This is a genomic window from Alteromonas sp. Cnat3-28 (genome assembly GCF_022348265.1).
Taxonomy (GTDB): Bacteria; Pseudomonadota; Gammaproteobacteria; order Enterobacterales; family Alteromonadaceae; genus Alteromonas; species Alteromonas macleodii.
Genome location: NZ_JAKREY010000021.1, coordinates 61,795 through 73,912, shown reverse-complemented (window position 1 = coordinate 73,912; position 12,118 = coordinate 61,795). Strand labels below are relative to the sequence as shown.

General features: G+C 45.4%; 10 protein-coding genes. 2 read left to right on the top strand and 8 right to left on the bottom strand.

Features of this window, described 5'->3' with window-relative positions; translation table 11 throughout:
* Positions 1–166: 166 nt before the first annotated feature.
* On the bottom strand, positions 167–1,081 hold the full coding sequence (locus MHM87_RS17255; RefSeq protein WP_239260377.1) for a hypothetical protein: 915 nt from the start codon (positions 1,079–1,081) through the stop codon (positions 167–169).
* A 387-nt stretch (positions 1,082–1,468) separates the two neighbouring features.
* Between MHM87_RS17255 and MHM87_RS17250 the strand changes: the two genes are divergently transcribed.
* Positions 1,469–2,323: a class II glutamine amidotransferase gene (locus MHM87_RS17250; protein ID WP_239260375.1), complete on the top strand. Its 855-nt coding sequence runs from the start codon at positions 1,469–1,471 to the stop codon at positions 2,321–2,323.
* Positions 2,324–2,368: 45 nt separating this feature from the next.
* On the opposite strand, the gene MHM87_RS17245 is transcribed toward MHM87_RS17250, so the two are convergent.
* The 3 genes from MHM87_RS17245 to MHM87_RS17235 form a co-directional block, all read right to left on the bottom strand.
* The gene (locus MHM87_RS17245; protein ID WP_239260373.1) at positions 2,369–4,414 is read right to left on the bottom strand and encodes a TonB-dependent receptor; all 2,046 of its coding nucleotides are present in this window, start codon (positions 4,412–4,414) and stop codon (positions 2,369–2,371) included.
* A gap of 124 nt (positions 4,415–4,538) precedes the next feature.
* Positions 4,539–6,098, bottom strand: a complete 1,560-nt coding sequence (locus MHM87_RS17240) for a PepSY-associated TM helix domain-containing protein (RefSeq protein ID WP_239260371.1) — start codon at positions 6,096–6,098, stop codon at positions 4,539–4,541.
* Positions 6,099–6,101: 3 nt separating this feature from the next.
* Positions 6,102–6,683, bottom strand: a complete 582-nt coding sequence (locus tag MHM87_RS17235; protein WP_239260369.1) for a hypothetical protein — start codon at positions 6,681–6,683, stop codon at positions 6,102–6,104.
* Positions 6,684–6,926: 243 nt separating this feature from the next.
* On the opposite strand from MHM87_RS17235, the gene MHM87_RS17230 reads away from it, so the two are divergent.
* Positions 6,927–7,760, top strand: a complete 834-nt coding sequence (locus tag MHM87_RS17230; RefSeq protein ID WP_061095897.1) for a class II glutamine amidotransferase — start codon at positions 6,927–6,929, stop codon at positions 7,758–7,760.
* A 558-nt stretch (positions 7,761–8,318) separates the two neighbouring features.
* Here the strand turns inward: MHM87_RS17230 and MHM87_RS17225 are convergent.
* The 4 genes from MHM87_RS17225 to MHM87_RS17210 are packed head-to-tail and all read right to left on the bottom strand — an operon-like array spanning position 8,319 to position 12,108.
* The gene (locus MHM87_RS17225) at positions 8,319–8,960 is read right to left on the bottom strand and encodes an MBL fold metallo-hydrolase (RefSeq protein WP_101565913.1); all 642 of its coding nucleotides are present in this window, start codon (positions 8,958–8,960) and stop codon (positions 8,319–8,321) included.
* A gap of 3 nt (positions 8,961–8,963) precedes the next feature.
* Positions 8,964–10,244, bottom strand: coding sequence for an APC family permease (locus MHM87_RS17220; protein WP_239260367.1), 1,281 nt, complete (start codon positions 10,242–10,244; stop codon positions 8,964–8,966).
* Positions 10,245–10,258: 14 nt separating this feature from the next.
* On the bottom strand, positions 10,259–10,411 hold the full coding sequence (locus MHM87_RS17215; protein WP_239260365.1) for a hypothetical protein: 153 nt from the start codon (positions 10,409–10,411) through the stop codon (positions 10,259–10,261).
* The gene (locus MHM87_RS17210; protein WP_049588738.1) at positions 10,408–12,108 is read right to left on the bottom strand and encodes an amidohydrolase; all 1,701 of its coding nucleotides are present in this window, start codon (positions 12,106–12,108) and stop codon (positions 10,408–10,410) included. The genes MHM87_RS17215 and MHM87_RS17210 overlap by 4 nt, the downstream gene beginning before the upstream one ends.
* Between the last annotated feature and the right edge of the window lie 10 nt (positions 12,109–12,118).

The window sequence follows — 12,118 nt, the reverse complement described above, 5'->3', positions numbered from 1 at the left end:
TTGTCGAATACGATTTACTATGCGACAGTGGAAAGCTGCACTCAAATGGTACAGCTCCATAGTTGACGCAGCCTGGGCCGGAGGCATATGAAATTAAATTCGTGGGGATCCCTCAGGGTCAGAGTACATTACTGAAAAAGTACTCTGACCCCATGATCTCAAAATGCTAGTTGGTTTCGGCTTGCCATTCAGCTAATTGCTTAGCGATTTGTGCTGAGACTCGTTCGTCAACTATTGCGGCGCGTCGATTCATCTCGTGGTGCCACTGGCTGTCTCGTTTAATATGTGAAGGCACTGGCGCATGTCGGTCCAAAGGGCCTGGGTAATAGTATGCGTCAGCAACGTCTGAAAGCTTTTGATTCGTGCCGTCTGCAAATCGTGCTGAAACGCTGGATAAAGGGGAATTTAATTCACTCTTTTCGTTAAGCAAAACAAGCGTGGGAGTAGAAATATCAGGTATTGTCGATGTAGAAAAATGGGTCCATATTGTCGCAATGTTAAGGTCGTTAAGCTTAGAAATAAAGGGCACAAACTCATTGATTGCTTCACCCCGCTTTAACGACACCGGCTGCTTTAATGTATGCATTGCGCCAAACAGAAGAATCGCTTTATTTTTTTGTTCAGCTATCTGCTTCACAGTTTTTTCATAGTTAACAATGCGTGTTTTGGTGAGAGACTGCCATTGTTCTTTGCTCAATCCTTCCCATTTAAACTCTGGTTCGGCTAGAGCTATGCGAACTTTATGGTTTGACGATGCATTGAGTAACCTTAGTGCCTGCACAAAATGGCGGTAATGCTCATATTGCCACGCCATAAAATAAATACTTTCCTGCCACAAAGGCTCTAATTCTTGCAGTGAAACCTTTGTATTGGGATTAAGCAAATAATCATCCAACTCAGCTTGGTAATGGCTATTACCAAACTCAGTCACAATAACGTCGACACTCTCAAAGATATCACGATCAGACAGAGCGTTGATTAAGAGCTCTGTCGGTGCTGCGGAGCCGTGTATATCACCAATTGCCACGATTTGATGTTCGCTTAATAAATGCTTAAAGGTTTGATTTACCTCGTAGTTCACAGTATTAGCGATAGGAGTTGAAGAAGAAACCTCGTTAGCAAAAGAAAAAGAAGTGTAGGGTAAAAACACCGAACACATAACAATGACGAAAAGCGAATAAATCGAGAAAGAGTGGTAGCGGATCATATATATGAAAAAGTGGTTTGTTTGTAATTGATTATCATTATTATTAATTGCAAATGAAAGGGGAGGTAAACATAAAACGGACGTTTTAACGCAATTCAAATAAAATAAAGTGGTATGAAGGTTATTGGCTTCAAAAAGGTGAATGAGTTGTAAAGTCTTCTGCTTCTCCTTTATTACGTACCAATGTCGAATTGATTCGGCTAAAGTGCTTGCGTATTCTCGACGTACTAAATGAAATAACTGCTATAGGTAGTAAACGCTGTGTGTGAACTTTTAGGCATGAGTGCGAACACTCCCACTGACCTATGTTTCAGTTTTACCGGGCTGACTCGCCGCGGTGGTGAAACAGGGCCGCATAAAGACGGCTGGGGCGTTGCTTTTTATGAAGGGAAGGGCGTGCGTATGTTTCACGATCCCGAGCCTTGCGCCACATCACCCATCGCAGACTTTGTTTCGAAGCTGCCTATAAAAAGTAAAAATGCTATATGTCATATTCGTCAGGCTAATGTGGGTAACATTAACTTAGCTAACACGCATCCCTTTACTCGCGAACTGTGGGGGCGATACTGGGTGTTTGCGCACAACGGGCAATTACGTAATTTCTCGCGCCGGACGGGTGTTTACGAAGCAGTTGGGGATACCGATAGCGAAGAGCTTTTCTGCGATATTATGAATAATGTTAGGCAAAATCTCCCCCGAGACGCTATGCCTGAGCAGTTAGCTGAAACGCTGGTGGCGCTTTCAAAAGAGTATGCTCAGCAAGGTGTATTCAATTGCTTGCTGAGTAACGGTGACTGGCTATTTACCTTCTGTAGTACAAAGTTAGCTAGCATTACCCGCAGAGCACCTTTTGGCCCCGCTTGTTTGAGTGATGTAGAGGTGGAAATCGATTTTGCAGCTGAAACCACGCCAAAAAATGTAGTGAGTATTATTGCTACCGAACCATTAACAAACGATGAACAGTGGGATATTTACGAACGGGGCGAGTGGAAGCTATGGCAAGAAGGTGAGGTGATTGCTTCGGGTAAAGTGGATGTGCCAGAGCATAAGAAAGAAGTGCAAATGGTAGCGCTAAACCCATCGCTTCACTCAGTGAAAACAGAAAGACCGGAGTAAAGGTATATCATTTACTCCGGTTTTCTCGTTCAAATAAAAGGGTGTCTAAAACTTGTAAATAACAGACACGCCTACATTGCGAGGATCAGCGATAGCCGCGTACCCCGCTGGATAGCGTCCACTTACTGGCTCTTGAGTAATAATGGCTGTCTCGTCAAATAGATTGTCAACGAAGGCCGTCACGGTCCAGTTCTCATTTTCGTAGTTAGCGGTTAATCGCGTCAGGGTATAATCACCACCTATACGCGCTTCTGTATTGGAAAAATCACCGAAATACTCACCGACATAACGCACAGAACCCCCTACATTAATAGCGTCTGTGACCCAGTACTTCAAACCAATACTGGCATTAAAATCAGGTGCAGAATTGAGTTTGTTACCGTCGACATCGGGGTATTGTTCACCTGCATCGGTAATTTCGGTGTGCAATAAACCCAGACCTACATTGACTTGTAAATCTTCGGTAAGGTTGGTGTTTAACTCCGCTTCTAGCCCATAGGTTTTAACGTCGGGCATATTGACGATAAAGCGCGTTGAGCTCAATGCCTGAAAGCCTGAATAGTCGTTGTAGAAAAGGTTAGCACTGATGTAGGTGTTGTTGTTTAGCAAAGTGCGAGAGCTAAGCTCGTAGGTGTAAACTTCTTCTTCGTCGTAATAGTAATACTCTTGTTCGGTGAAGTTTAAGGCGCCACCCGCTGCGTTATAGCCTTTTCGTGCACTCAAGCCTAACGTGGTGGCGTCGGTAATCGCATATTGCAAAGCAAGTTTTGGTAGGAAAATATTGGTGTCTTCAATGTACACATCATCAATTGCACCGTACACGAAGTGCCTATCCTGACTTTCGCGCTCTAAGCGTCCACCTGCGGTAAGCGTAAGCTTATCTGACAAGGTGAAATTAGCTTCGGTATAGAGGGCAACAGATTTGCTTTTATCATCACCATAATAAGGGTAAGCGCCGGTACTTAATATGTCCTGATCACGTTCGAAATAATAAAATCCAATAAAACCCGTGGTATCACCTTCGTAAAACGAGAAGTTTAGCTTGGCATCAACAGTGGTATTGGTCTCATCAAATATCAGGGTTTGTTCGTTTTCGTCGGCGGCCTCATAGCTGTCAAAACCCCATTGATAATCCATAAAGGCAGCAATAATATCAAATGAGAGTTGATCATTGATTTTGTATTCAGTCAGTAAAGAGGTGGTAGAAATCTCCGTTTCTATGTCTCTAAAGAAAATACGATTGTGCTCTTCTAAATTTTCAAGCTCATAATAAATTCGGCCAGTATCACCTTGTTCGTTGTTATACGTGTGAGACAACATAAAGGACAAAGCTTCACTAGGCTGCCACTTTAGCTTCGCACGTACGCGATTGGATTTTATCTCATCGATATCGTAATCAGGTGGGTTTGACTCATAACCTTCACCGTCGGTAATAGTATCTGCATTGAGTGATTGCACACTTAAGCGGAAGGCTAACTCGTCGTCAATAATAGGGCCAGATATGACACTAGCAGTATCGATATACTGGTCTTTGTTTCTATAGCCTACTCTGGCAGCGCCTTCCCAATCGAAGGTGGGATCATTGGTTTTTATGAATACTGAGCCGGCAATACTGTTTCGCCCGTTACTGGTAGACTGAGGACCTCTGAAAACCTCTATTTGCTGTAGGTCCCACATACCACTATCGCCGCTTAAATCTGCAACAAAAGGTTGCGCTACGCCATCAATTAAGGTCGATACGCGCCCCTTTGCGCCACCGGAGATTGAATTAAAGCCCCCAGCGCCACCGTTTCCTGAAACACCGCGAATGTCGGGCAATGCGCCCGAAAGCGTTACTACGTTGGCGATTTCTGAAAGTGCATCAGATACTGATTTATACTGTGTATTGTTTATTTCATCTGCGGTAAGTACTGATATGGATGATGTTGAATCTTTTAACGTACGATTGGCTTTTTCGCCTAGTACGACGATTTTCTCAATTTCCTCCACACTCCCGTCAGGGGCTGGTACATTTTGAGCATTGGCAGTAAAGCCGACCGTTGATATTGCCATTGCTATCACAGATAACGATGATGGAAACGCGTTTCTCATAAAAGTAGTTCCTTATTGTTTCTCAAAGTACTACGGCCGCTTTGAACGAGGCTCTTTTTATTGCTTAAGTGATAAAGTTCTGGCAACTGCCAACGGTCAACACCCGCCAGAGATTAGATTTAGGTTATTGCCAGACACCGTCTTGGGGCACAAGCGAGCGTTTTGCAGCCAAACGTTTCGCAGTCAAAATAAACAGCGCAATTAGCGAAATAGCGACTCCGATAAACGCGATATTTATGGTGCTAGATACGCTGGCATTCCAATAGATGCAGGTTGCTACAATAAGGCTAAGTGCTATTGCGGTAAGAGCATAAAGGCTGTGAATGGCTGCTTTAATGGGAGTAACTAAAAAGCTATATGCAATCGCTGCGAGGAATCCGCCGTAATAGCCGAGATGCTGATAGAACTGAATGTTGCTTTGTGTTGCCGCTGCAAACTTCGCCGCCAGAAGAGATAAACCAATACCAATAAAGGTTCCAGTGCAAACGCCCACAGTGAGGCGTGATAAAATTCTTACCGAGCGTTTCTGTGTGGCAGGAGCATTAGCAGTTGAACGTTTTCTTCTACCTTCTATCCAAATGATATTGCCGGTTAAAAATAGCAGTGAACCGCTTAAGCCCAATGCAAAATAAATCCAGTGAATTGTGCTGCCGCCAAAACCCCCAAAGTGAAGTGTAAAAAAACCATTCACAATTTTACCTGCTGCTCCCGACACGGAAGGCAGCATTGCTGTATATCCAGCAGACGCGGTGTATGGGTCTGTCACCCAGAACGCATAATAAGGGCCGCGTATGATCTCACCTTCAAGTTCGCCGCCTATGATCAATCTAGAACGAGGTGTACCTAGACCGGAAAATCGCAGTTCAGCCATGTTGAAGTCAGGCTCAGTTTCTGTGATTTTTTGGCGTAGTGTTTCAATAGAGAGAAGGTTTTCGTTGTTTCTATCCACGTCTATTACAGCGGGCCGGTTGAACATAGGCTTGTCTTTATAAACAAGGCTTTGCATAGAGCCGTAAAGGATATCGTGATAAGCAAATACCACAGTGGTAACAGCAATAATGATATGAAAAGGAAGTGCTGAAATACCTAAAATATTGTGAAAATCTACCCAAAAACGTTTGGCTTTCTTTGCTTTTCGCAGGGCAAATAAGTCTTTTGCCCATGTGGGGAGAAATATAACCAAGCCCGATACAATGGCGACAAAGTAGAGTATACAAACAATACCCATTATCCAGATACCTACTGCATCGTGATCGTCACCTCCTGGGATCCCTGCCGTTCTGTGCAGATGATCAAGAAAGTCACCGATATCTGAAAGAAAAGCTTGCTGACTGATAAGTTGCCCGTTCTCATCCAATGAGGCATGCCAATAGACTGCATCATGAGTATCTTCATCTCTCACTACCCATTGAACCGGCGCATGTTCTGTCATTGCTGCTGGCAAATATACAGTCATTTCTTTACCTGCTTCAGGGTGGGCAATCAGCACTTGCTGTATTAAGTCATCATATTGGCTTTCAGCGATGGCAGGCATAGTATTTTCGCTGTGTAGCGCCCAGCTGTTCAGTGGCCCTTTAAAAATGGTAAAAGCACTAGTTGCAAAGCAGATAAACAATAAAAGCCCAGATAAAATGCCTGTCCAAATATGAATGTTTTGGTAGTTCTTAAAGTTTTCTAATTTCATGGTTTAAATGAAGACCTGTATTGCTAGGTACTCTGCAAAGGTTAAAAGAGCAATAGCGGTGAAGATGCGAAGTGGGCGGTGAGAAAAGTAAATAAGTGCTATAAGCGTGAGCCAGATGGGTACTATCCACCACATAAGGTGTTGTGATTTGACGTCTAAAGGCGTGTTACTGAACACTGTAAAAGTAATAAGTGCGCTAGTAAATAAACCTAGAGGAAGCCCCAGTACAAGTGCTCCAATACTTTTTAGCCACCATTGTGGCGGACTAGCCTGACTACCATGGGCACGAGATAGTGTTGATTTATTCCCACGTGGTGCGGTTAAAGGCTTCTCCCACCGGGTAATAAGAGGAACAAGGCTTAAACCAAGCATACTAAGCGTAAAAGTCGTAAAAATTGCAGCGGCTACTGAAAACGACTGGCTAAAACAAAAAGTGGCGACAGTACAAAGACTAATACAACCAATGATGGCTATTTTGAATGAATAGGGGCGTGTTTTAAACCACTGCTGATTTGGGTTCCCAGCATACAAGACTGCACACGCTAACACGCAGAAGACTAAACCAATTCCAAATAAAGTCGTCAACGTAAGCTCTCCTTTAGCTTTTAATTTTGTTCGCGGCAAACAGCCTTAAAAAATCGCCAATAGGATATTCAACAAGAGTATGCATGTAAATATTAATAATTGTTATTTACATTTCTTTTTTATTTAATGGACTTTTTAGAACCTCTTTAATTATGAAATGTTGATTGCACCTAATTGAGAATTGAACTAGCGCCAGCCCTTTATTATGCTGAACACAAATATTGTTAGAGGTCGTGAATTAACGTGTGTGAACTCCTAGGCATGAGTGCCAATACCCCAACAGATTTGTGTTTTAGCTTTACTGGATTAACTCGCCGAGGAGGTGAAACAGGGCCGCATAAAGACGGCTGGGGCGTTGCTTTTTATGAAGGGAAGGGCGTGCGTATGTTTCACGATCCCGAGCCTTGCGCTACATCACCCATTGCTGACTTTGTTTCGAAGTTGCCTATAAAAAGCAAGAATGCGATTTGCCATATTCGTCAAGCTAATGTGGGTAACATTAACTTAGCTAACACGCATCCCTTTACTCGCGAACTGTGGGGGCGATATTGGGTATTTGCGCACAACGGGCAACTACCCAACTTTTCGCGCCGGACGGGTATTTACGAGGCAGTTGGGGATACTGATAGCGAAGAGCTTTTCTGCGATATTATGAATAATGTTAGGCAAAACCTTCCGCGAGACGCTATGCCTGAGCAGTTAGCTGAAACGCTAGTTTCACTTGCAAAGGAGTACGCTCAGCAAGGTGTATTCAATTGCTTGCTGAGCAATGGCGACTGGCTATTTACGTTCTGTAGTACAAAGTTAGCTAGCATTACCCGTAGAGCACCTTTTGGCCCCGCTTGTTTGAGTGATGTAGAGGTGGAAATCGATTTTGCAGCTGAAACCACGCCAAAAGATGTAGTGAGTATTATTGCTACCGAACCGCTAACTAACGACGAACAGTGGGATATTTATGAACGTGGTGAGTGGAAATTGTGGCATGAGGGCGAAGTCATAGCCTCGGGTAAAGTGGATGTGCCTGAACACAAAAAAGAAGCCGAGATGGTTGCACCAGACCCATCGCTTCACGACTAATCACGAATTGTGGGGATACCTCAGACTCTGACCCCATTGTGCCCAATACTTGGGTGATGGCTTGTTTCACTGCTTGGTAGCGGGTGGGCTGCACGGTGTATTCCAACCCTTCGCTTACCGGCAGTAGCATTTGCGAAAGTTGGTTGATGTAGCCGGCATGAGTCAGCTTATTTGGATTAATGTTAGCTAACTCAGCTTCTCCGCAATCGTTAAAATAGCGCTGCAAGTAGTGCATTGTATCAGGGTGATTAATAAGCCCTAGATGCTTGATGACGGCTTTCAATGTTCTACCATCATCAGTTTTACTCTTCGCTTTTGTAGATCCGCTTGCTACTTTTGCTACCGAACCCGAACCCGAAATAAAACTCTACGCGTTTTCAGATAGCCCAGGAACCTGCGCAGCAAGCGCGTCGGGAAGGCTACGCGGCAGAATAAGCATTAGTTGGTAAGGTCTGTTACTTATCGCTTCAAGCTTGTATGTAGCAGGCGATAAATAAGCAAGAAGGCGAGGGCGTTAATAGCACTTAAACGTACCTCGCCTTTTTATTTTTAATTAGGCTAACCGAACCTGCCAGATACATAAGGATTCGTGGCCTTTTCGGTCGCAACCGTTGTGGTTGGCCCGTGACCCGGGTAAATCGTCATATCATCCGGCAGCACCATAATCTTCTGCTTAATCGAGTCGATTAATTGCTGATGGTTTCCTTGCGGAAAATCAGTTCTACCAATAGAGCCTGCGAAAATGACATCCCCTACAATAACCCGATTGCTTGAGCGTTCTACCAGTACCACATGTCCAGGCGTATGACCCGGGCAATGCAGCACTTCTAGCGTTAAATTGCCCACTGAAATTGTATCGTTGTCGTTTAACCACTCATTGGGAGCAAAAGGTTGGGCCGGTGGAAAGCCAAACATCTGGCTTTGCTGCATAAGTGCATCTAACCAGAATTTGTCGCCAATATGCGGCCCAACAATGGGTACACCATAATGTTCTGCTATGGCGACAGTACCGCCTACATGATCTAAGTGCCCATGAGTGAGTATAATTTTCTCTATACTCACGCCTTTATTCGATGCAGCTTCAATTAACGTTTCAACGTCGCCGCCTGGGTCGACAAACGCGCCTTTGTTAGTGGATGAGTCCCAAATTAAAGAACAGTTTTGGGCAAAGGGCGTGACGGGTATAACTTGAATTTCCACGGTTTAACCTTTTGATATTTTGTTGCTTTGAGCAAAATAGAGCAGTGCGCCAACTACCAATTCACCCAGTAAAAATAGCCATGCGTTGGTTGACGACTGTGCAATAGACCATGCGCAAACCGCTAGTGCTACAAAGGGTATCAGACGTCGAAACAGGTTTACAGGGCTGGCTAATGCGCTTGCAGAGCCGTTGAAATAAGCATTTTTTTCAGAAGTGTCGGGCTGAAAGCTGCTTTGTGAAGAAGCGCTCTGCAAGGAAGTCCCCTTCAAGTGAGTCCCCTGCAAGCGAGCCCCCTGTAAAAGTGCTCTCTGTAAAGGCGCGCGCTGAGCTTTCATCAGCACCACTACACACACGGCGTAAACCACAAGCCGGGCAAGCACGCTTGAAATAGCCAGCCACACAAAGCTACCGCTAAGTGCCATAGCTCCTGCAAATATTCCCAGTATTGATATGGAAACAGCTGGGGTAGCAAAGGACGCATGAATCTCGCCTAACTTCTGTCCGAGTTTACCTGGAATAAGTGACTGCTGCGCCATAGAGAACGTCAGACGAGATGTAGAAATCATATTTGCCAGTAAGTTACCGGCAACCGACACCACGGCGGTTAGCGTCATTATAAGCGCCCCAGTTTCGCCAAATATCATATTGGCGAGTGCGATAAGCGGTGCACTATCCGGCTCTGCAGGCCCTACTGTGTGCCAATAAAGCCACTGTACGCAAAAGTAAAATATGGCAATACCTGAAACCGTAAGCATTAAAGCCCGAGGTATGGTCTTTTTCGGCGAACTGGTCTCGCCGCTTGTGACCACTACCGTTTCAAAACCAATAAAGGCGTAAAGCGTAAGTAGGGCACCGGCAGATATGGTGTCAAATGCTGGCACAACGGTTTCCGAAGAACGTGCTAGCGCAGTAGAAAAATCGAGCTGCCAGTAACCAACCGCAATAAGCGCCACGAAAGGCAGCAGTTTTAGCACCGAGATAGTATCAAGTGAACGCATGGCTGCCTTAAGGCCGACAATATTCACTACGATTAGTGCTGTGGTAAGCGCGATAATAGCGAATGACTTGCCTATTCCCGCATTCAGTTCGGGCCACACATAGCCGGCATACAGTAATAACACGTGCATGTTGGCGGCAATCGCCGTTGCGCGAGCCAAGTAGTAAATAAAGCCAGTTTGGAACGCCGCTGCGTCGCCAAAGCCTTTCTGGGCGTACACCACAGGTCCACCGGTTTCTTGGTACAGCGTCGCTAGCTGCCCAAAACACCACACAATGGCCAGCATTAGCGCGCCAAAAATCAAAAAGATGTAAGGGCTGAAAGCGCCGAGCTCAGCGCCATTTTAGCGGGCAGAGCAAAAATGCCCGCCCCAATAAGGCCATTTAACACCAAAAGGGCAGCGCCAATGCCGCCAATCCCTTTGGTTAACAGGCTTTTGTTTTCGCTACTCATTTAGAAAAAACTTCTTCTCCAGCCACATAAGTTGCGTGTACTTCGGTTTTCCAAATGTCTTTGGCATCAATGGTAAAAATATCTTGGTCGACCAAGATAAAGTCTGCCCATTTTCCTGGCGTCAGTGTGCCCAAGGTATCTTCCATGTGCCCTGCGTAGGCAGCATCTAATGTAAACCCTTTAAAGGCTTGTTCAATGGTTAACGCTTCGTGGGCATACCAACCTTTTACGGGTTGATTGTTTCTGTCTTGTCGCGTAACCGCAGCGTGAAGCCCGTAAAATGGGTTAGCAAGCTCAACAGGGAAATCAGAGCCTAAGGGCAGTGCAATGCCCGAATCGAGTAGCGTTTTCCACGCGTAAGCGCCTTTCATACGATCTTTGCCAAGGCGATCTTCCGCCATGTTCTTATCGCTGGTGGCGTGAGTAGGCTGCATGGAAGGTAAGACCTTCAGCGAAGCAAAGCGGGCTAGGTCGTCAGGCGCAATCACCTGTGCATGCTCAATGCGGTTGCGCAGTTCGCTGCCGCCAATACTCTTAAACGTGGTTTCAAACTCGTTCAGTGCAACATGGTTAGCCTTATCACCAATGGCATGGTAGTTAAGCTGGAAGCCCGCACCAATTACCGTAGTAAACAGTTGGGTCATATCTTCTGGTTGAGTTAACAGCAAACCATGTTGATGCGGTGCATCTGAATAAGGTTCAAGCAATGCTGCGCCTCGGCTACCTAGTGCACCGTCGCCATAGGCTTTTACCGAACGAATATATAAAAAGTCGTCTTGGTCGCGAATAGTACCATTGCCCAGCATGGTGCTGAGATCAGGATCTGTAGCACTCACCATGGCATAAATACGCACGGGCAAGTCACCTTCTACCGATTCTTTTAAATAGAAATCGTAAACGTCTCTGCCTACGCCAGCATCGTGCATTGACGTAACGCCATTTGCTAGTAAGTGCTCACCTGCTGCATGTAATTGTTGCTCGTAAATAGCGCTGCTTGCTTTAGGCAAATGCGCTTCAATTAATTGAGATGCATTATCAATGAAAACACCGGTAGGATTACCGTCAGCGTCCTTAATGATTTCGCCCCCTGCGGGCGATTGGGTGTTTTTAGTTATACCCGCGATTTCCATCGCTTTACTGTTCACCCAGGTAGCGTGGCTGTCTACACGAGCTAGCGCCACAGGTCGGTCAGAAATGACTTTATCTAGATCAGCCGCTGTTGGAAACGCTCTGTCAGACCACAATTCCTGGTTCCAACCGCGCCCGGTAATCCAAGCTTGTTGTCCATTCGCAAATGCGTATTCGGCAACTGTCTTGGCCGCGTCTTGTGCACTGCTACTTTCTCGCAAATCGACTTCCAACAAGTTTGCGCCTAAGCCCAGCAAATGCCCGTGAGCGTCGATAAGCCCGGGTAGCATAACTTTGCCTTTGCCATCAATGGTGCTGTCGACAGGCGTATTGCCTTTGTCGATATCTAATGCAACCACTTTGCCTTCATCAACGACAAGGTTTTTAAACGTAATGAGTTTGCCACTTTCATTTAACGTATAGCCTTTTACGTTCTCAACAAGCGTTGCAGCATCCACCGTAAGCGTGGTGGTTATAGCGCCTAACGTTGCCGCTGTTGCAAACGTAGCGCTTAGCAATTTTGAAAGCGAGTGCTTTTTAAATGTCAGTGCCGACAATGTAGAGTTCATGTGAGTTTCT

What these genes read in the sequence shown, in the direction of transcription:
- MHM87_RS17245 (WP_239260373.1), bottom strand. Translation starts at nt 4,414, where the DNA reads ATGAGAAACGCGTTTCCATCATCGTTATCTGTGATAGCAATGGCAATA.
- MHM87_RS17240 (WP_239260371.1), bottom strand. Translation starts at nt 6,098, where the DNA reads ATGAAATTAGAAAACTTTAAGAACTACCAAAACATTCATATTTGGACA.
- MHM87_RS17220 (WP_239260367.1), bottom strand. Translation starts at nt 10,244, where the DNA reads ATGCTGGCCATTGTGTGGTGTTTTGGGCAGCTAGCGACGCTGTACCAA.
- MHM87_RS17215 (WP_239260365.1), bottom strand. Translation starts at nt 10,411, where the DNA reads ATGAGTAGCGAAAACAAAAGCCTGTTAACCAAAGGGATTGGCGGCATT.
- MHM87_RS17210 (WP_049588738.1), bottom strand. Translation starts at nt 12,108, where the DNA reads ATGAACTCTACATTGTCGGCACTGACATTTAAAAAGCACTCGCTTTCA.